Origin of the sequence: Leptospira langatensis (assembly GCF_004770615.1) — a bacterium.
Classification (GTDB): domain Bacteria; phylum Spirochaetota; class Leptospiria; order Leptospirales; family Leptospiraceae; genus Leptospira_B; species Leptospira_B langatensis.
Genome location: NZ_RQER01000001.1, coordinates 619761 through 640893, shown reverse-complemented (window position 1 = coordinate 640893; position 21133 = coordinate 619761). Strand labels below are relative to the sequence as shown.

The following is a 21133-nucleotide window of genomic DNA, read 5'->3' as shown; positions in this document are numbered from 1 at the left end:
GAGGGGGGAGTGGCTCGTGGGCTTTCCTTCCTGCGCTATATCACAAAAATTGGATCCGCGCAAGAAAAATATTGAACAGTTCCCATTCGCGTAGGAACTCCTGAGGTTCTTTGTAGGAACTGTATGAGCTCCCGGATCCCATGAATCGATGGCTCAAACGACGGCTGAAAAATTAATTTATTAAAAGATTCAGTATTTCAAAAGCTTCTTCTGAAGCAGCAACAAACCTATTTATTTCTTAAAGCCCACCATCTCTGCCTTATGCAATGGAGCTACATACACTTTTATATACGATTTTTTTCAGATATTTGAGACAAGCATATCATAACTTTAAATAATTTTTCCCTTCTTTCTTTTCTAGTTATTTCAGGAAATTTTTGAGGAAATGCGTAAGTAGTTCGTCTTTGATAATATAAGGTTTTTATATTACTGGTTCTCGGTCATGAAATTATAATCTTGAGATTAATCCAAAGGAACCACTAACAATATTCTAAATCGATAAATTACTGAATAGATCAAATACTAAGTGAATTCTAAGGAAGTTCAAACATTAACTAAATGATTAGCAACTTCCCATTATACAAATAGAGCCGCAAATGCGGCCCAAATATTATTTCCGGGAAATCAATAATGACCGCACCGAAAGGAATTGATATAGATACCTTGGCGCGATTAAAGTTTTCAGAAGAAACAAAAAAAGTAGATCGTTTCTTTTTCATACTCTTATTCGCGCACATACCGCCAGCCTTCCTATTTTCCTTGGAATATGGAACTTGGAAATTCGTATTAAATGCATCCTTGGCGATCGGAATATCTGCGGGAATTGGCTTCTTACTACTAAGAGGTCATTATTTACTTAGGCTTTTAAATTCCCTATTGATCATGACTTGGTCTGCCGTATTCATTCAATCCCAGTTCGGAAGGGTTGAAATGCATTTCCATGTATTTATTGCCCTGGCTTTCTTACTTTACTATCGAGATTGGAAAACTCTTTTGTCTGGAGCACTCTATATCACAATCCATCATGGACTCTCTTCTTTCTGCCAAAGCCTAGGAATAAAATTTTTCGAAATGCCGATCGTTCTATTCAACTATGCAAACGATTGGGAAATCCTTCTTCTTCCTGCTATCTTTATAATATTTGAAATAACAATCTTGATCTACTTCTCAATTACCTTTAAAAGGGAGTTCCTGCATAGTGCGAAGGATCTGATCCGACTGGAAAATTTGAGAAACGGGAATATTTCGATACAGAATGAAGTGCAAATAAAGTCTCAATCCGTAAATTCTATCTTAGAAAATCTAGTCCAAAGTTCCGGGATCGTCGCTGGAAAAACTACAGACCAAGCAAGCAGCCTGCAAGAGATCAATACAAGCCTCAACCAGATCGCAAATGCAATCTCCGAAGTTTCCAATGGCACTCGAACTCAGTTAGATGCAACAAACGAACTTGGAATCTCTTTTCAGAATTTGGAGATTAGTTTCCAAGAAATGGAGTCAGGCTTAACTTCTACGAAAGCATTATTCGAGACCGCTTGGAAACACGCAAGAGAATCGGAAGAAAGTCTACAAGCAATCGAATCTTCAATCAAAAGGATCGAAAGCAGTTCAGGAGGAATGGTCTCTAAACTCGGAACCATCAAGGATATCGCCGATAAAGTAAATCTTCTCGCTTTAAATGCATCGATAGAAGCCGCAAGGGCCGGAGATCACGGTCGAGGATTCGCTGTGGTTGCAGACGAGATCTCCAAACTCGCGGATCAAACGGGAAGAACGATAAAGGAGATCTCTCATCTAGTAAAAGTCGGTAAAGAAGAAATGACCAGGAACACGGAGATCGTTCAATCCGGGACAAAAACAATTTCCTTTATTCTAACCGACGTGGACGCAATTCAAAAAGGTCTGAAATCCTTTTACTCTTTATTAGATGGCCAAACAGATGTCAGGGTCACTGTTGCCGGCGCATTGCATAATGTAGGATCCATCGCAGAAAGCGTCCATAAGGCTACTGAATCAGAAAGAAGAAGCTTAGAAGAAATCCGAATTTTTTTAGATAATATCCAGAACTCGAATTCCATAGTTGTATCCCATGCAATGGCAGTGGCTGACCAGGCAAAGGATTGTAAGAGCATAAGCAATTCTTTGGAAAATCAGGTTTGGGAATTCAAGGTCTAATTTTCAACGTTCGCTCGAATAGATCTTTCCGGATGATAATTTTGCAGGTGAGGAAAATTTGGTTTGAAATATTTTCTTTCCAAAAGAAAGATTCCAAATTGTTTTCGGACCAATCTCATGAGAAAATTATTGCTTCTTTCCTTACTCGGCTTAGTCGCCGCAGTATTCCTTGCTATTCCTGGTAAATTAAACTCGCAAAGTGGCGATATCGAGGCCGCAATCCAAGCGGCGTGCAATCGATTGGTCGACGGTGGGCTGTATAAAAGCTGCAAACCGGCTCCAGGATTCTCTTTGGGCCAAGGATACTATAGCCAATCAGCGCAGATCAAATGCGAATGTCTCAATAAATCCGATAATAATAAAACTATCGTCACCATCTCCCTCTGGCAAGGTTACTGAACCTGATTCAAGAACGGCATTAGAAGAAGGATTCTCTTTCAGTTCTCTTTGCCCTATTTCATAATGAGACATAATATGTATTATCGGAAGTAAGGGCTGTCGAAGATACTACAGCCAGAAGCAGACAAAAGCTGCTCCTGGCGATTTCCCTTTTCGTCAGAATTCCTATTTGGAACTCCAACTCTCATTTACCGATTCATTACCGGTTTTTCCGGATCGAATCTACAGAGAACTTACCGGGACCTGCAAAGAATAGAAATAAGCAGCTAAGCAACTGGGAATACTCCGACCGGATTTCATGTAAAACTGCCCAAATACCGACAATTGGTGGAGCTTGCGGCGGAGGCAAAGGAGAAGTTCCGAAAAACAGCGGCACCTTGGTCATATACATTGCCACGAGCATTTGGATCATAAAGATGAAGCTCAACGGTCTTGTTAATATCCCGGCAATCAACATAAGTCCACCTAAGATCTCCAAGCCTCCAATAAGATTGGCGACCAAGTCCGGTTGGGAAAACCCGAGTTTTGTGAACCTTCCTATTCCTTGGTTTGCATACAGGAATTTGATCATTCCCTCCCAAAGAAAGACCCCTCCTGCGAGGACCCGAATGAAGATGCTGTATCGATTCTCGGTATCTTCTATCCGAAAGAAATATTTGAGTATATCCATAGTTGTAATCGTTTCCTTTTCCGAAAGCCTCACCAAGTCTCGGCAAAAACTTCCGGATCCGTTTTTATTTTATATTTCTTCTTAGAGAGCCGAAGGATTCAACTCGGCGGAAAAACAAATTAGTTCGGGAACAAACGATACTTTTTCGCACTTGAACATCGATATATTACGTAAATATAATATTTTATAGGCCCGGCAATGCCCCCTACCGGTGATTGGAATGTTTTTAATTAAAACGGTCGTTTTTAAAAGTGGGAATAAGTCGTTTGTAAGACTGCAAGTCTGTGAAAATACGTAATTTATAAGTAAATTTGGTTAAATGGCTAAAGAAAATAAAACAGCTTCTTAAAGATCCATCTCCTGGTTTTTGTAGAACAAGTGAAGAAAATTGAAATGAACCAACTCAATATAAAATGGGCCTTTGGCCTATTCTCCCTTTTGTCCTTTGTTTGGAATTGTTCCCCTGACAATTCGAAAGGTAATCTTCTCCTCTTATCGGATCTGCTTGGCGGGAAAACCGGTAGCAATTCGGCTCCTTCTTCTTTGCATGCTTTTGGGACAACTGTAACCGTTGGGTCGGTCAGTTTTCCTCTAAGTACGAACGGGCAATACATCGTGGATTCGAACAATAAACGATTCAAACTCAAGGCGGTGAACTGGTACGGCGCGAGCGATACTCGCCAAGTCGTCGGAGGCTTGGATCAACAGCCGATCTCCAAGATCATTTCCCTGATCCAAGAATGGGGCTTTAATTCGGTTCGGCTTCCCTTTTCCAATAAGATGCTTCACGACACTACAACGGTCCCGAACGAATATATAGCGGCAAATCCCCAGTTTTTCGGAAAGACTCCATTAGAAATTTATGATCTAACCGTTCAGGCTCTTACTGATGCAGGAATAGTCGTAGTCCTGAACAACCATACTACTTTTTCGGAATGGTGCTGTGGCTATGATTATAATGGTCTTTGGTATCATACCGGTTCTTCCTTTGCATACAATCAAAGCACAGACATGTGGCAAAGCGATTGGATCATGATGATCAATCGGTATAAAAATAATAAACTCGTAGCAGCTGCAGATCTTAGGAACGAAGTGCGCACCCAACGTAAAGGAGATACCTACATTCCTGACAGTCCAAACTGGGGATCGGGTGATGTGAACGATTGGCACAAGGCTTCCCAAGATCTGGGAAATCTGGTAACCATTGCGAACCCGGATATACTTGTGATCGTGGAAGGAATCAACTGGTGGGGTTTGATCCCGGTTCTCGGATCCGGTGAACGTCCTCATCTCAAGCCTGTTAAGGATCTCCCTGTTCACCTAAGACTGTCCAATAAGCTTGTTTATTCGGCTCATAATTACGGATACATCGGTCCGAACCATAATGGAGATGATTCCACCTCCGGAAACAATATCAAGTACAGGGATATGGATCTGAACACTTTCCGAAATACAATCTATTCGGAATGGGGTTATGTTACCGACCCGGATTATTATTATACGAGACCTGTTTGGGTAAGCGAATTCGGAGCTTCTCCTAGCACTACCTTGGATACGGATAAAGAATGGCTGAAACGTTTGGTTGATTATCTCATCGAAAGAGATATGGACTTTGCCTTCTGGCCTTTGAATGGAAACGACGAATGGGGCCTTGTTTCTTCCGATTGGTCCAGAACCTTGAAAGACGATTGGAGATACCAAGATCTGGGACGCCTTCTCTCAGCCACTGGCAACCAAGGACAGCCTGTGACTGCAGATCATTTCGCAAACCTGTCTTTAGGAAGCGGTGACGACAATTCTTCTACACTTGCCTCCGACTGGGATAACGGAGCAACTAAAGGAACCTGTCCGGACGGATATCGCATGAACGGCCTGAGTACGAATAATAAGGCGCTTTGCACAGATACAAACTACGGACTCCTTTGGAACTCGAGCCAATCCTATAACGTGCAAGCAGTCAATGAAACTGGGACACGTTATCACGGAACTGGAGATTGGGCCGGAGGCTTTACTAAATATGAATGTCCTCAGAACTATGTAGTTGCTGGATTCTCGAAAAGATACTGGGGAACGAGCGGAATTCTTTGCGAACCTTCGAGTCGCAGCCTAGGAAATTCCTGTCGTACGATTTGGTTTGATCGAGGGGACAATCGCTCTTCTACCCGAGGCGGTGATTGGGCTTCCGGTTCCTACAAGGGCCAATGTGCGGATAACGAATATGTGGGCGGGATCGCTCAAAGAAATGGAGGAGCAAGCGCCCTTCTCTGCTGTAAATAATCCATCGTCTCTCAACCGGGATTGCATTGGCGCTTTCCCGGTTCTTTTTTAAATTCTTCTTTTCCTTCTTTTTCTTCAAAACCTTTCCCTTTCGATAAGTCTAACGCTTATTCCAATTCCCGATCTTTCCTTCGGTAGTTTTTTTGAGAATGATTCTTATCGCTATCTTCTCTCAAAAAAAATCGTACTTCAGTCGGGCTTTAGAAAATTATATTGCATGTAATCATTTAATTACTTAATATAATTGAATGATTACAATCGAATATGGATCTTGGTTTTTATGACTCCGTCCGTTTCCGTCATTCTTCCTACTTATAATGAAAGCGAAAACTTGCCAATTGCGGCGGATCGCATCAGCAAATCCTTATCCGGATTCAAACACGAGATCATCGTAGTAGATGATGATAGTCCGGATCATACCTGGGAAATTGCGGAAAATCTCCAAGAAACCATACCGCAACTCAGAGTGATCCGAAGATTGACCGGAAAGGGATTATCTTCAGCAGTACTGACGGGCATGGGAGCAGCAGAAGGAGAAGTGTTCGTAGTAATGGACTCCGATCTACAGCACGACGAAAAGATCCTTCCTGAAATGATCCGATCTTTTTATGAAAGAGACGTGGATCTATGCTTGGGAACCAGATACGCCAAAGGTGGTTCTACCGGAAAATGGTCCTGGGCCCGCATCGGCATCAGTCGATTCGCGAATTTCCTCGCAAAACGTCTTTTAGGACTTCCTGTTTCAGATCCGATGAGTGGATATTTCGGGATCAAAAGATCAGTATATTCTGAAACCGTAAACGAGATCAATCCAAGAGGATTTAAGATCCTTTTGGAATTCTTGGGTAGAAGTAAAGAAGAACTGAAGATAGAGGAGATCCCTTATACGTTCCAAACAAGGGTTCATGGCAAAACGAAGTTGAATAATTCCGTGATCAAGAATTTCTTCTTGGCGGTACTGGACATTCGTTTCGGAAAATGGATCTCTCCTACTTTTCTACTGTATTGTATCGTAGGTGCGACTGGAGTGATCGTAAATCTACTCGGCTTTCTTTTAGGAGAGGCATTGGATTTTCCCGAGTTGATCAGCGGCTACTCGATATTGGATCCGGTATCTCTTTCCGTTCTATTCGGGATCGAGCTTTCCATTGTTTCGAATTTTCTTTTGAATAATTATTTCACCTTCTACGAAAGACGTTATTCCGATTGGAAACTTCCCTTTGGATTCGCATTATTCCATTCGGTGAGCCTTTTCGGGATCCTAGTGCAAATACTGAGCTTCCATTTTATATACCAGTCCTTCTTATCCGAAATTAAAGTCGTGAATGCGTTTACCCTAAAATTCGCTTCGGATATACTTTCTATTCTGATCGCCATGCTTTCGAATTACTTCCTGAATTCGAATCTGACCTGGTCCAGAAGACAGGAAGGCAACTTCTGATCGGACCGAACTTAATCTTTTTATTGCATTCCTTTTTATTTCCTTCTACTCTTTAATACGAAGAGTAGAAGATTTATTCTTCTTCTCCCAAAATTCAAATCGGGTACAAATATGCCTAAAGTCTTGGTCCCCTTCGCCAATGGTATGGAGGAGATGGAAGCCGTCATAATCGTAGATGTGTTAAGAAGAGCGGGAATAGAAGTAGTCTCCGCTAGTTTAGAAGAAGGTACCGTCACCGCTTCCCGAGGGGTCAGGCTGGTCGCGGACTCGCTGCTCTCTCAGGTGAATCCTTCCGAATTCGATATGATCCTACTCCCAGGAGGAAACCTGGGAACAAAGAACCTGAATGCCAGCGAAAGAATCTCAAGTATATTAAAAAAATTTAAGAAAGAAGATCGATGGATCGGGGCGATCTGTGCCGCTCCCAATGTCCTTGTAACTCATTCCATTCTGGAGAAAGACCAAAGATTCACCGCATTTCCAGGCAGCGTGCCGGAACAGAAGAACTATACTGGAGAGAGATTGGTCCTTTCCGAGAAGATCTTAACAAGCATAGGCCCCGGTTCCGCTTTTGAATTCGCGCTCAAGGTAGTGGAACTTCTCGTCGGATCGGAAAAGAGGAAAGAAGTCGAGAAGGGATTGCATCTTCCCTGAAAGAAATAGACTGTAGCCGTTCTCTCTATTCTCAGCATTTATGGAAGGCTAGAGAGATCCTATCGAACTAGTTCTTCTTTTTTTCTTGGGTCGTTTCCTCTAATTTACGAAAGATGAAATCGCCGAAAGGAAGTCCACAATTCGGGGACATATGCCCCGGATCCGCAAACTCATTGCAATCATACTGTGGGTCCTCATTCATATTCCAGAAAACGGTCCCAGTCTCTTGATTAAACTTCTCTAAGCGAGGCTTCCAAATTTCCAAAGGAGTCTTGAGTCCCTCTGGGGTTTGGACCTTCTTGGTTCCGTAGAGAGCAAAATAAGGACGAGCTACTCGTACCCATATCGTAGCGTACGGGACTTGGTACTGCTTGAGGATACGGATGGAATCCTCCTGCATTTCAAACATATCTTGGTGAAATGTATAAGGAACTAGATAAGAACCGAAATCCGCCTCGGCGGCCTTTGCCAATTGCTCGTCCGTATTCTTGAGACGGGTTAAGTCAGTGGGGGTACTCCCTCTCTGCTCCTTTAGGATCTCGAGCACTTTTCGAACCCCTTCCTTATATGCATCGGCGAGTACGAAAGAATTTTTGGTTCTCTCCATGATCCTCCACATCTTAGGCCTATCCCTATATGTGTGGAATAAATGCTTCGCGATAAATACGGAGAGTTCTTCCCTGGTATACCTGGACCAATATTTTAAAATAAAATCCGTGGACAGACCGTATACAAGTACCTCATCCAAAGCAAGAACCGGAGTCTTATTATAAATTTCTAATGATTGATCCAGCACCACGAAATCGGGACGAGTCCCGTCATTTCGGAATCTCTCGATCCAATACAGGAAATAATCCGGGGATCCGCCTGGGACCGAAAAATTATAGAGAAGCCAGTCCGGGTATTTCTTCTCTAATTCCTTTGTAGGAAGAAGAAGAGATCTGGAATTCCCGAAGAATACGATTGCCTTCTTTCTTTTCGATTTATCCTGCTTAAGGAATTCCTTCAGCTCGGAATACAGATCCTCTTTGCTCTCAAAATTCAAATGAGAGAAGGTCTTGGAATAATAGGGCTGAAGGATCGGGAGGGTAATCACTCGATCGATCCCGATCGCAAGAAAGAGGATCAGGAAGGGAAGAAGTAAGAATCTATTTTTTTTCATATTCGTCTTCTACCTCAAAACTGACAATAGATACAGGCGCCCGAATCCTCGGAGATCAGTGCGATCGCAAAGATCGTTGCAAGTCCGGAGATTACTAAGAGCCAGTCCTTATCCTTTCCGAATGCCAGCAAGCGATCCTTTTTCGTCTGGATCCAATGAAATGCGATAAACCCCAAATACGAATATAGGATCTTGTCCATATTCTTCATGGACTCCAATAAGAACGGTGAAGCTCCCGTTACAAGACCGACGGAAGTTTCGATCCATCCCAATTGCAAGGAAACTAGATAGCTAGAGATCATATTAGGGGTATTAGTCACAAGGCCGATCACATGCTGGAACATTTTACTCGCAGAATTTGCACGGAATAAGATCGCACTAAAGGAGAAGAGTACAAAAACCAACTGGATCCGTAAGAAGGTCAGGAACTTATTCTTAGATTCCCGATCGTCCCAGCCGAACCTTCCCACTAAGAATCTCTCAAAGGCGAGGATCACTCCCCAGTAAAATCCCCAGGCTACGAATGTATAATCCGCTCCGTGCCAGATCCCTCCCACAGTCATTGTGATGATGAGATTGATATAGGTTCTCCACTCTCCTTTTCTACTTCCGCCCAAAGGAAAATAAATATAATCCCGCAGCCAAAAAGAAAGAGTCATATGCCATCTCTGCCAAAGCTCTCTGCCCGAAGGAGAGAATAAAGGAGCGTTGAAGTTCTCAGGCAATTCGAATCCGAACGCGAGTCCGACAGCTCTTGCCATATCCGTAAGTCCGGAGAAATCGCAATATACTTGGATCGCGTAGCCGAAAGCTGCCGCGATCAGGGAAACACTATCATACTGTCCCGGGTTAGAGAATACGGGAGCGATCACTCCGGAAACCGGATCTGCTACCAGGATCTTCTTTACCAAACCAGCGATCATCAGATAAGAAGCACGAACAAGCTTCTCCTTGTTCGGCTGCAAATGCTCCAAATTCGGAAAGAAATCCTTCATTCGGAGTATAGGCCCAACGATCAGCACAGGAAAGAATATTACAAATCCTAGATATTTCCGTAAGGTTACGATCTCTCCTTCCGGTTTCCGGTACGCATCCACTGCAGCGGCTATCATCTGAAAGCTGTAAAAGCTTACAGCCAAAGGAAGAGAGATCTTCAAGATCCTAGGGACCTCCTCAAAGAAAGGATATCCGCTCAGATCGAATAGGATCTTGTTCAAAAAGTAAAAGTATTTGAAGAAGCCTAAATTGATCGCGTTCAATAGGACCGCAGCGATCATCCATGGTTTTGGTTTAGAAGAAGTCCTGATCTTAAGATAAGCCAGGTAATTTAATAGGACGATCCCTAAGAAATGTAAGAAGAATACGATCCCATTTAGAAATGTTGCGGAACCTAAAATATAAAAGGCAACGCTCGAGAGAAGTAGGAAGTCCTGCCTTCTCTTTTCCGGAAGTATCCAATAAATGGAATATACGATCGAAAAGAAAACGAGGAATAAAATCGAATTAAAAAGCACTCTTTACTTTCCCTTCTTAAATAGTTCCTTCCAATAAAGAATTTCCCCGGGAGAAAGTTTCTCTTTCGGATCCTTTTCTTCCGCTTGGGGTTTCTCAGCCAAGGCTAGTTCTATTTTTTTGGCAAACTCTTCGGAAAGTATAGGTTTTGTTCCCAGTCGTTTTGCAAAAGCCAAAATTTCCTGGTCGGAGGTGACCACATACAGATCTCCGGGCCTAGGAGAATACTTGATATAATCCTTGATCAAATCGTCAGCCTTTTGGTCCTGACTAAAATAGACATGGATCTTGCCGTACGAATCTTCTCTGGTCTCGTTGCCCTTTTCTTTCTTTCCGTCAAAGAATACATGCACCTTAGAGCTTTTCAATTTCTGCGAATACGATTCTAAGATCCTAAGAAGACCTACCCTGGCATCCCTGAGTCGATTGGCGTACATGTATTCTTCCAACTCGGGGATCTTGTAAATCAGATTGAAACCGTCTACGACCAGATGCATCGATTAAAACTAGTGACCAGATTGCGCGTTTTGCAAAAACTTGTAAACACCGAACCGGATCGGAAGATTCTTCATGTCGATTGAGAATCCAAACCCTAAAAACCTTTCTAAGATCAGAAGATTTATAAACGCAGTTAAATACTGGAGAAGCGTGCTTCCCGGTACGACTCGGGACTATCTTCTACTCACACTAGCCGCGTTCGACGTATTCTTGCTCCTATTCGTAAACGCGTACAAGGAATTCATTCATAAAGATATTCCTGCCTATGTACTCGCATTCGATCTATTTGTGATCCTTCTCTGGGGTTTCGAACTCTGGCTTAAACTCAGACAGAAAAAGGATATTAAGAAATATCTGAGGACAAATTGGTACGAAGCGGTAGGCATTATACCTCTCTATTTCCTAAGACCCTTTCTCTTGTTGAGAGGAGTAAAGCTCGCGATCGCATTCTATAGATTTGGCACTTCCGGTCAGAATGTAAGCGAGGTACTCACTCGAGAGATCACATTCCGCTTTAGAGACGTGATCGTGGATACGATCGCAGATGCAGTCTTTCTACATTCTTTAGAACGAGTGGAAGAAGTAATGCTTCGTCTGGATTACAGCCAACTTGCAAAACAGGCCATCTCTAAACACAACGATCAACTGAACGAAAAGGTAAACGAGTCCTTACAAACCAAGTTCTTATTGGAAGAATTGTCCAAGATCCCCTTCATGTCGGAAGTCTCTCGCAAACTAGGTGAAGATATCGGAAAAATGGTGGCTGAGATCCTGGAAACGGAAGTGATCGGCGATATCATGAAGGATATCACCGCGAATATTCTAAAGGAAATGGCGGAACATGTGAAGAAGCTCCCGCTAGAAAGGATCACCGCTCCTGTGACCCCACCTACTCCGGCAACTTCTTCCCCTTTGAAAGAAGTCACCGAGCCACTCACTACAGAAGAATAAACCAAACCTCTGCAGAATAAAGTCCCTTATCTTTCCCAAAAGATCTTTTCTCAAAGCACTGTATAGATCTAGGAGATCTTGGGGCTAAGCTCCCGGCATTCTCAGGATCAACACTTGTGTTGTCGATTTCGCCAGGAGTTTCCCTTCTTCGTCGAAGGCTTCTCCTTCTAGATAAATATGTTGGTTCCCTCTGGCGACGACTCTTGCGTTCACAGTGATCCTTTGGTTCTCTTTGATCATTCGAATATAGCTTACACTCAATTCCAGGGTAGTCGTAGGTTTGCCCGCGGCTAGATAGCAAAGAGGACCAAATGTATTATCGAATGCGGCAGCGAGAAACCCACCTTGCAAGACCCCCATCGGATTCGAGAACCTAGGCTCTACGGAAAACCTGCACGTCATCTCCTTCTTTCGGACATAGGAAACGAATTCTCCGGAGAGTTCTTTGAAAGCGGGAGGAGGTACCATTAAATTGGGAGCTATCTTAGCGAACTTCTCCCATTCCTTATTCATATCATCTAGTCCGTTATCTTCAGCCAAGGCTTCCTCCCATCTCCGAGGAGATTCTACGATCTTGGAAAGAAATTAGATTTACGCAAATTAAAATTGCATATTTGGGATTCACAACCAATATGTAAAATCATGTCTTCCCCTTCTTCTTGGTTAGAAACTAGATTACGAAAAGGTTTACAGACCGCTTGGCAAGAGATCGGGACCAAAAAAGAAATTGCACTCGCGATCGCGGGCGGAGGCATCAAGGCATTCTACGGTCTTGGAGTTGCATTCGCTCTTAGGACCTGGGGGATCAGAGTGAGAGAAGTTTCGGGTGTGAGCGCAGGAGCCGCAATGGCGATCAGCACGCTTTCCGAAACCGAAGTAGATAGCTCGAATTATTTCCAAGAGCTTACCAAACGAAATCCGAAGAACTTCTATTGGAATCGACTGCTTCGGATCCGTGCTCCCTTCCCTCATCATAATATTGCAAGACGGACAGTAAATTACTGTCTTCGATTTTCCAAGCTGCTTTCTAAGTCGGCCAAGGTCCGCATTCACACGGTAGAGATCCCTAAGGAAAGTCTAGACAAGAATAAGAAGGGAGAACCGATCCAGAGACTCCTATTTGCAAAGGCCGCTTCTATCGTGAACGCTTATTTTAAGGACGAGACCTTGCGAAGAAAGGGCGAGGAACCGTTCGAAGTATTAAAGAAAATGAAAGCTTGGGGCTGGAGGGAAAAGGTCTTTACCGAAAAAGATCTGACCGATCATGAAACCACCACCCAGATCGTAATGAACTCTTGTTCTGCTTTTCCGGTCCTTCCGCTCCAGAGTTTTAACGGAAACTATTATCTAGACGGAGGATTGACCAACAATCTTCTTCTGGAAGACTTCTCTTCCGACCTACCTAGGATCGGGGTTTTCTACGAACCTACCACCTTAGTGGGAAAATCCCAATCACTCCTTTCGGAAAGTCTCCTCCTTTCCCCCGAAGCGCCATTTATAGAACAGGGGTTCGACTACACTAAACCGGACCTGGTGCACTACGCCTTCGAGAAGGGAAAGAATGATGCGGAGGAACAGAAGGAGAAGATACTGGCCCATCTGGACCCAAATTGGAAAAAACACTTGCATTCTTTTTTCGAACAAATAAAATAATTAACTTACCCCGAAAAAGGAAGCGTCCGGACTCCTAAGTTCGGACCAGGGGTTCGAACTAGCGAAAATTAAAAATAGAAAAAACTCATTTCAGGACTGCAAGAAATGCCCAAAATCGTAAATCACGAAAAGTACAAAGCCGAGATCCTCTCCAAATGTGTGGATATTTTGGCCAGGCGCGGGTATTCGGCGGTTTCTATGAGGGAAATTGCAACGGAGTTGGATGTTTCCACGGGAACCCTCTACCACTACTTCTCCACGAAAGAAGATATATTTAAAGAACTCGTAAAATACGTCCTGAACAAGGATATCGAAGAGCTGCAGGTTTACTCTAAAGGAGAGGATACTCAGTCCATAGAGAAAAGAGTAGAAGCTCTTTTTACCATGGTCAAAGACAGAGAGACCTATTTCCAAAATCTTCTCTATATTATCTGCGATGTGTCTAGATTAAAGAATCATGAGGAAGAAAAGCAACTGATCGCTGAGGCGATGAAGGAATACGTCACCATCATCACGAAGCATCTAGGTATCACAAACCCGAACCTGAACAGACTCTTGATCAGCATTATCCTAGGCACCGTAGGCCAGAGAATTGTAGACCAAGATTCTATCAAGTTGGACGAGGTTGCGGAAGTAGTGAAAGACTTTATGGGTGTGGTTCTCTCCAATACGTTTACTTTCTAGATCGACCGATCTTAGAGAAGTGAAAAAGCCGCATTAGATCCCGCGGCTTTTTTTATTCCCTTATTGATTCACCATTTCCGCTTTTTTATCCGCATAAATATCCTCGATCAGACCGGAATATTTTTCAGAAACCACATGTCGCTTCACGGACAATTTTGCAGTGAGCTCGTCTCCCGGTTCGAACGGTTTCGGAAGGATCCGGAAGTCCACCACTCTCTCGAAAGATTTGAACCCGTTTGTGGCAGAGATAGAATTTCGGATCTCTGTTTGTATCCGTAACTCGCATTTAGATTCTTCTTCTTGAGAAGAGAAACCGGCTCCCGCTTTGTATTCCGGAAAGAATTCGGGATTAGGCACGATGAGTACGGACAAATATTTCTTATCCTGTCCTACTACCATACACTGCAGGATCAACTCCGACTGAGTGAGCATATTCTCGATCGGGACCGGCTCTATATTCTCTCCACCGAGTAACACAATGGTCTCCTTGGTCCTTCCTACGATCTTCAAACAATCGTTATAGGTTATCATTCCTAGGTCGCCTGTATTCATCCAAGAATCCTGTAACACCTTGCGGGTATTTTCCGGATCTAAATAGTATCCGGACATGACCTGATCTCCTTTCACATGGATCTCGCCCTTCTTACCATAACCTTTCGGACCGTCCTTCTCCGTAGAGAAAAGGACGGTTTGCGTATTGGGATCTAGGATCCTCAGATCCGTTCCAGGATACAAAGGGCCTACCGTCCCGGGAACACAATTGTCGAAGGTGCGAACTGCAAGAGTGGGAGAAGTCTCCGTCATCCCATATCCTTCGTACACCGGTATTCCCATATTGAAGAAGAATTTGTCCACATGGATCGGAAGAGCCCCTCCGCCGGAGATCGTACCTTTTAACATTCCTCCGGTGGCTTGCCGGATCTTTCTCAAGACGATAAAATCCAAGACAAGATGAGGAACATAAGAAAGAACTAATTTTGAGAATTCGAATATTCCTATGAAAAAGGAATTTAGGCTACTCCTTCCGATCATATCTAGTTCTTGGAAACTCAGCCAACGCTTTGCAGAATGGACCGTATTTGAAAAGAAGATCGCAGCCCTAAAAAGAGTTCTCTTGACGGGACTAGATTTTGCAACAATGGCAATGATCCCTTGATAAATGCTTTCCCAAAGCCTAGGCGCCGAGGCCATGAATGTGGGCTTCACATTCCTCATATCCTCTTTTAAAGTCCGAACGGAAGAATAATACGTCGCCGCTCCTACCGAAATGCAAAGCATCTCGAACTGTCTTTCGAAAATATGCCAGATCGGAAGAATGGACAGAACCTTTTCACCGGGAGAAAGCCGTAAAGGCACCCGATTGATCTGGGACATGATATTCTTATGGGAAAGAGGAACTCCTTTAGGTTTTCCTGTAGTCCCGGAAGTATAGATTAAGGTGAATAGATCTTCTTCTGCGATCTGCGAGATCCTGGACTCCATGTCCCGATTCCCATTATCCCTGGATCTCTTTCCTTTTTCGACTAGCTCCCAGAGATGATATTCGGATCCTGTGCCTTTCGACTTAGGATCCATCAGGATAATAGAATGTACTTTTTTCAATATATCCTTATTATTGTAGAGTTTCTTTAGGACTAGATCGTTCTCAACGAATACGATCTCCGATCCGCTGTGAGGAATAATATGGCTCAGATCTGCGTCCGTCACGTCGCTTCCTCTAGGGACGTCTACTCCTCCGGAAAGTACGACCGCATAATCCGCAATGATCCATTCCAGACGATTATCGCCGAGTATGACAGCTCTCGCTCCGGCAGGAAAGTTCAGTTCCGTTAACGCTGTTCCTAGTTGTAAACCAAGCTCATATAACTCGGAAAAGGTGGTCTTTCGGAATTCTCCCGCTTCGTCCCTTGCGAAGAAGGCCGGAGAATTCCCGTATTTTTCTTTTGTACCTTGGAATAGATCGGCGAGTGTTCTCATCATTTGCTCCAGATGTTTTCACAAGCGAGTGTAACGCCGAATTGTCGGATTGTCGTCCGGAGATATAACTCAGGACGTAGTAGTTTAGGATTTGGGACCTTATATATTACGTACGTTTGGCGTTCTTTCTGTAGTCCGAAGGAGTATGATCCGTAAACTTTTTGAACGCCTCGTTGAACGCAGATTTGGAATTGAACCCGACGGATTCGGAAATAGATAATATGGATCTTTCCGTCTCTTCCAGTAATAGCGTTTTGGCTTCCTTGATCCTCCAAGAATTGATATAATCCGAGAATTTCATGGATAAACGGTTGTTTAAGAATTCCGAAAGTTGATGATTGGTGAGTTCCAATTCCCGGGCCAGCTGACCTAAGGTCAGGTCCTCGTCGGCATATATTTTCTCTTCCCTCATCAAAGCTTCTAAACGATCTCTTAACGTGCGTTCGTCTGTACCGACTAGTCTAGATCTCTTATAACGGACCTCTCGTAAGCTTTTTCCAATGATCCCGAGGCTCGTCGGTTCTCTTTGGGAAACCAAAAATGCGAAGACGATCAAAAGAGGAAGGCCATACATGCTTCCTCGAATGAGTTCAGTGCTCCTGAGTAGAAATCCGAGTAGGCCCGCAAAAATGAGAATACTTACTAACCCTAAGAAAAGAAGAAAGAGCCGTCTAGCATTCTCCTCACCCTCGTCTTGCTTTCTCTTGTAAAAATACATTTTATAGGTAAACAGAAGAGGGATCAGATACACTAAGAGGGAGATCTTCGGACCGATCTGCAAAAACGCTAGGATCAACGGATACGGTTCCCCGGATCTTCCGAATGATTCCAAAATACGGATCTGGAATTCTTCTCCGCTTGTCCAATACGGGATCAGCAATAGAAAACAGAAGATAGAAGGAATAAAATGAGGCAATATCTCGAGTAAGCTTACGTTTTCTTTCAGCAATGTGATCTGAAAGTGCAGTACCAGAACGGGAGCGATCCCAAATACAAAAGGAAGATGGATCCCGAACGCAAAAGGAAGCCTAAAGATCCAACCGGAAATAAAGGCTGCCCCCGAAAGGAGCCAAAGGGAGGAAGCGATCAAAATAAAGGAGAATCGTATCCTCTCTCCTAGGCTTGCGGAGCTCAACAGAATGCCTGCTGCCCAGATCCCTGCAAACAGGGCCCCGAATATTAAGTAAACGGAATATATATCCAGGCCAAAGGATCCCATATGCTTTTAAGGATCATCCCGAATTAGAATTTATATCGGGCGACCACTTCCGCAGTTTCTACTTTCTTTCTGCCCGGATTCCAACCCAATGTCTTGCCTAATTCGTCCATAATAGCTTGTAGATTCTCCGCCGAAGGAATTCCAGGTACCCCTACTCCCGATCTACGGAAGAAGAAGTCGGTGGCCTTCTCTATCTTCTCCTTAGAGGCAATGTAACGGATCTCCGAAAAACTGAACGTTTCTCCGTTACAAAGTGTAGCGGAAGACTCCCCTTGCTTATGTAATTTTAAGACCTCGTATGCCAGGCTTCCGTATCTGGAGGCAAGTGTTTCCAGATACTTTCCCTCTAGTTTAGGATATTTCTTTGCCAGGGACTGCACTAAGGAAGAATGATCCGAAAATTCCCCAGTAAGCAAAGGCACCTGAGTCGTTTCGCAAGAATGATAAGAGCCTGGCAGAAACTCGCAAAGTTTGTCCGTGATCTTCTCCGCTAAATGTCTGCTCGTTGTGTATTTCCCGCCCAATGCCGTAAAGAATCCGGGAAGTCCTTTCTCCTTATGATCCAGGATTTCCGTTTTACGGGAGGCATTGTACGTGTCCGATTTTTCGCCAGGATCTTCTACAAGAGGTCTCATTCCTCCGTAATAGAAATCCACATCCGCTTCAGTCAGATCCGAATATCCGTATGCATAATTAATTTCTTCTAATAGACCTTGTATATCCGATTTGGTCACCTTGAAATGATCGGGAGAATCCGAGAAAACGGTATCGGTGGTCCCGATAATGGTTTTTCCTCTCCAAGGGATCACAAACATATGGGTCTTGTCCCTTTTCTTCAAGACAATTGTCTTGGAGACCGTGAGAGATCTTGTGACGATATGGATCCCTTTGGAACGTACAAGCACCTTATCCATTCCTACTCCGGCTAGGGACTCCACGAAATCTGCCCAAGGTCCCGCCGCATTCACGATTGTTTTTGCGAAGAGAGGATAGGATTTCCCACTTCTCTTGTCCTTTACGATTGCCTGATACACCTCTCCTTGTCTGGAAATAGCGATCAGTTCTGTATAATTCAGAGCGAGCCCGCCCTTCTTCTCCGCAGAAAAAATGAATTCGCAAGTATGTCTTTCCGGATTGATATTCTGATAATCGTAATATAGAAATCCTCCTTTCAATCCTTCCCTAGGCAAGGAAGGGGCTTCTAAAATGGTTTCTTCTTTGGAAAGGAATCTATACTTTGGGATCCAAGAATCCGAGCTGATCTCTCTGTTGCGATCGTAAGAAAACTGATCGTACATTCCAAGTCCCACATGGGTGATCCATTTCTCCACACTAGAATAAACAGGAATGACAAATCCTAAGGTCTTCAAGGCATTAGGACTGATTTTTGCTAATATCCTTCTTTCTCTTAAGGATTCTCGCACGAGTCCAAATTCAGCATTCTTTAAATAGCGCAATCCTCCATGGATCAATTTAGAAGTCGCTTGTGTCGTGCCGGAAGCAAAATCATTCTTCTCAATTAGAACGGCCTTCAATCCCCTTAAGCTTGAATCCCAAAGAGTGGTTGCACCAGTGATTCCTCCCCCTATCACTAAGGTATCGAATACTTGAGAAGAAAGAGCTGAGGTTTGGTTATTTTTAGGAGAAATTTTGGACATAGATATACACAGACTCGCCCCAAGACAATGGTCGGTCAAGACATTAGAAATGTACAAATTGTTTACTTAAAACTAGTATATTATAAGTTTCGTTTAGACCTCGTTCTGCGGATTTCGCTTTTTGGAATATTTTAGCGAACAGAGTTCAATCTAACAAATGTCATTTGCACCTTCCCTTACCGATCGCTTGCGAAGTAAATGGAATTTATTCCTGAGTATTTTCCAAGCCGATCTGGACAGAGCCTCCTTCCAAAAAGAATACATCCAAGATCTTCAAAGACAGGCAAGAAGCTTACAATATCCAGGTGCCATTCTGGGTATTTTCGTTTGGTTGGGTTTCGCTTTCGGCACAGACCAAAAATTACACCCTGAATTTCCGGAGTTGTTCTATTTTAGGATCGGATTCTCTATCCTAAGTTTGGTTTCCGTTGGCCTGTTCCTTCTAGATACCTTCTTTAAGATCCCCACTCGTAAATACGGATTGGAATTCGCTTACCTATTCCTTGGTTACCTGGTCCTCTGTACTTCCTTCTTTACGGGAAGAATAGCGGACGATCCGAATTACGTTTCGGGTTTGCAGATCGCACTCATTACGATGGTGTTTGTTCCGCTTCCCCTTAGATCATATTATATTTTATTAATTTTCTCCTTGATTGCCTTTATTGGTTCCGCTCTATTCTATGCTCCCAATTTGAGTACAGTACAAGCATCCTATTCCATGCAAAACCTAGGGATCGCCTACCTGCTTACCTTCGTTTTCTCAGTGATCCTGGAAAGATATCGCTTCGTGAGTTTTGTTAGTAGATTCAAGATCCTGGAAAGCAATAAGGAGATCTCAGAGAAGATGCTCCAGATCCAAAGTCTGAAGGAAAAACAGGACGGAGATTATTTCTTAACCGCTCTTCTTCTTTCCCCTCTTATTAAATTGGACCAGACAGGAAGCTCTTCCGTAAAAGTGGAATTCTTACTGGATCAATACAAGAAATTCTCATTTAAAGATAAGGACTACGAGTTAGGAGGGGATTTCTTAAGCGCGTACAAGATCCAACTCCAAGAGAAGGAATACACCGCATTCATTAACGGAGATGCCATGGGCAAATCCATCCAGGGTGCAGGAGGCGCCTTGGTCCTGGGCTCCGTATTCAATTCCATTATCAGTAGGACCAGGCTATCGCCGGATATCCAAAACCGCTCTCCGGAGCGCTGGCTCAAAGAAGCATTTATGGATCTACAAAATGTATTCGAGACTTTTGACGGATTTATGCTCGTATCCGCCATTCTCGGGATCGTGGACCATTCTTCCGGAACATTATATTATATTAATGCAGAACATCCTTGGCCAGTCCTATATCGGGACGGGAAGGCGACCTTCTTAGGATTAGAATCGAATATCCGAAAACTCGGGATCTCCGATATGTTCGGAAATAAGATCCAGGTCCAGACATTCCGGCTCATGCCGGGAGATACCGTATTCTGCGGTTCGGACGGAAGGGACGATCTAGTATTAGAAGAGGACTTCTCCGGAAAAAGGATCATCAACGAGGATGAGACCGAGTTCTTGAATTCCGTGGAAGAAAGCGGGGGAGACATCAAGACGATCCGCAAATCACTGGTCCGAAAAGGAAAACTCTCCGACGATCTAAGTATATTATCTATTTCTTATGTTCCTTCTCGCAATCCGTTCATGGAAGACAAGAATTCCATTTTTGAAGCGGATTCCCTGGCTCAAAAAGGGGATTTTTTAGGGGCGATCCGTATCTTAGAGAAAAGCGTCACTCAAAACCAATCCAAGGGTTTAGTACAATCTCCCCAGGCTGCAAAGCTTCTTTCCAAATGGTATGATAAGATCTCGAAATTCAAGGAATCCGCTTCCTGGGCGGAGAAGGTCCTGGACTGGGATCCTTCCGAAACAGAGTTCCTATTCATCACTTCTATTCTTTGGAAAAAAGCCTATGTTAGTTCCAGGAACTTGGAACTATTAAGATCCGCTTCGGAGCTTGGGGAAAAGCTTCGAGTCAGACAACCCAACCATATCAAGAACCTGATCAATCTAGCGGATATCTATCGTTTACTAGGCAATTTTTTCCGATCGAAAAAATTACTGGAAGAAGCTTCCCTACTCTCTCCGGGTGATCCTAAGATCGCGGAGCTCAAGAAGAAGTTAGACTCTTCCAACTCCTAGATCCCGTTTTTACGTTGCTCC

General features: G+C 43.6%; 17 protein-coding genes. 9 read left to right on the top strand and 8 right to left on the bottom strand.

The genetic code is table 11. The annotated features are described in order from the left end of the window. Window positions 1-630: 630 nt before the first annotated feature. Complete coding sequence (locus EHO57_RS02835; protein ID WP_135647242.1) at window positions 631-2175, top strand: methyl-accepting chemotaxis protein; 1545 nt, start codon at window positions 631-633, stop codon at window positions 2173-2175. A 117-nt stretch (window positions 2176-2292) separates the two neighbouring features. Then, a complete protein-coding gene (locus EHO57_RS02830) occupies window positions 2293-2574 on the top strand; it encodes a hypothetical protein (protein WP_135647241.1) in 282 nt (93 codons plus the stop codon). Window positions 2575-2773: 199 nt separating this feature from the next. On the opposite strand, the gene EHO57_RS02825 is transcribed toward EHO57_RS02830, so the two are convergent. After that, entirely contained in the window at window positions 2774-3244 is a 471-nt protein-coding gene (locus EHO57_RS02825) for a DoxX family protein (RefSeq protein ID WP_135647240.1), read from the bottom strand. Window positions 3245-3637: 393 nt separating this feature from the next. Here EHO57_RS02825 and EHO57_RS02820 point away from each other — a divergent pair, with 393 nt between their 5' ends. The 3 genes from EHO57_RS02820 to EHO57_RS02810 all read left to right on the top strand — a co-directional run bounded on the left by EHO57_RS02820 (window position 3638) and on the right by EHO57_RS02810 (window position 7616). Further along, on the top strand, window positions 3638-5521 hold the full coding sequence (locus EHO57_RS02820) for a glycoside hydrolase family 5 protein (protein WP_246050470.1): 1884 nt from the start codon (window positions 3638-3640) through the stop codon (window positions 5519-5521). 280 nt (window positions 5522-5801) lie between these two features. Beyond that, window positions 5802-6962 carry a glycosyltransferase gene (locus EHO57_RS02815; protein ID WP_135647239.1) on the top strand — a complete coding sequence of 387 codons (1161 nt, stop codon included), beginning with the start codon at window positions 5802-5804 and terminating at the stop codon, window positions 6960-6962. A 111-nt stretch (window positions 6963-7073) separates the two neighbouring features. Then, entirely contained in the window at window positions 7074-7616 is a 543-nt protein-coding gene (locus tag EHO57_RS02810; RefSeq protein WP_135647238.1) for a DJ-1 family glyoxalase III, read from the top strand. Window positions 7617-7683: 67 nt separating this feature from the next. On the opposite strand, the gene EHO57_RS02805 is transcribed toward EHO57_RS02810, so the two are convergent. From EHO57_RS02805 to EHO57_RS02795, 3 genes are read right to left on the bottom strand one after another with little or no spacing between them, the layout of a single operon-like run. Further along, the gene (locus EHO57_RS02805; protein WP_135647237.1) at window positions 7684-8778 is read right to left on the bottom strand and encodes a DUF1574 domain-containing protein; all 1095 of its coding nucleotides are present in this window, start codon (window positions 8776-8778) and stop codon (window positions 7684-7686) included. Between the two features lie 14 nt (window positions 8779-8792). Further along, window positions 8793-10292 (bottom strand): MBOAT family O-acyltransferase, encoded by a 1500-nt coding sequence (locus EHO57_RS02800; RefSeq protein WP_135647236.1) that lies wholly within the window; start codon window positions 10290-10292, stop codon window positions 8793-8795. Between the two features lie 3 nt (window positions 10293-10295). Beyond that, a complete protein-coding gene (locus tag EHO57_RS02795; RefSeq protein ID WP_135647235.1) occupies window positions 10296-10787 on the bottom strand; it encodes an NYN domain-containing protein in 492 nt (163 codons plus the stop codon). A gap of 73 nt (window positions 10788-10860) precedes the next feature. On the opposite strand from EHO57_RS02795, the gene EHO57_RS02790 reads away from it, so the two are divergent. Beyond that, window positions 10861-11739 carry a hypothetical protein gene (locus EHO57_RS02790; protein ID WP_135647234.1) on the top strand — a complete coding sequence of 293 codons (879 nt, stop codon included), beginning with the start codon at window positions 10861-10863 and terminating at the stop codon, window positions 11737-11739. A gap of 84 nt (window positions 11740-11823) precedes the next feature. Here EHO57_RS02790 and EHO57_RS02785 read toward each other — a convergent pair whose 3' ends face one another. Then, complete coding sequence (locus EHO57_RS02785) at window positions 11824-12252, bottom strand: PaaI family thioesterase (protein ID WP_135647281.1); 429 nt, start codon at window positions 12250-12252, stop codon at window positions 11824-11826. A gap of 129 nt (window positions 12253-12381) precedes the next feature. Between EHO57_RS02785 and EHO57_RS02780 the strand changes: the two genes are divergently transcribed. Together EHO57_RS02780 and EHO57_RS02775 are read left to right on the top strand one after the other, a co-directional pair. Beyond that, on the top strand, window positions 12382-13392 hold the full coding sequence (locus EHO57_RS02780; RefSeq protein ID WP_135647233.1) for a patatin-like phospholipase family protein: 1011 nt from the start codon (window positions 12382-12384) through the stop codon (window positions 13390-13392). Between the two features lie 105 nt (window positions 13393-13497). Then, complete coding sequence (locus EHO57_RS02775; RefSeq protein ID WP_135647232.1) at window positions 13498-14076, top strand: TetR/AcrR family transcriptional regulator; 579 nt, start codon at window positions 13498-13500, stop codon at window positions 14074-14076. A 60-nt stretch (window positions 14077-14136) separates the two neighbouring features. On the opposite strand, the gene EHO57_RS02770 is transcribed toward EHO57_RS02775, so the two are convergent. The 3 genes from EHO57_RS02770 to EHO57_RS02760 all read right to left on the bottom strand — a co-directional run bounded on the left by EHO57_RS02770 (window position 14137) and on the right by EHO57_RS02760 (window position 18930). After that, window positions 14137-16053, bottom strand: coding sequence for an AMP-dependent synthetase/ligase (locus EHO57_RS02770; RefSeq protein WP_135647280.1), 1917 nt, complete (start codon window positions 16051-16053; stop codon window positions 14137-14139). A gap of 106 nt (window positions 16054-16159) precedes the next feature. Next, complete coding sequence (locus EHO57_RS02765; protein WP_246050469.1) at window positions 16160-17272, bottom strand: helix-turn-helix domain-containing protein; 1113 nt, start codon at window positions 17270-17272, stop codon at window positions 16160-16162. 23 nt (window positions 17273-17295) lie between these two features. After that, on the bottom strand, window positions 17296-18930 hold the full coding sequence (locus EHO57_RS02760) for a glycerol-3-phosphate dehydrogenase/oxidase (protein ID WP_135647231.1): 1635 nt from the start codon (window positions 18928-18930) through the stop codon (window positions 17296-17298). A 157-nt stretch (window positions 18931-19087) separates the two neighbouring features. Here EHO57_RS02760 and EHO57_RS02755 point away from each other — a divergent pair, with 157 nt between their 5' ends. After that, entirely contained in the window at window positions 19088-21112 is a 2025-nt protein-coding gene (locus EHO57_RS02755) for a PP2C family protein-serine/threonine phosphatase (RefSeq protein ID WP_135647230.1), read from the top strand. The last annotated feature ends 21 nt before the right edge of the window (window positions 21113-21133 follow it).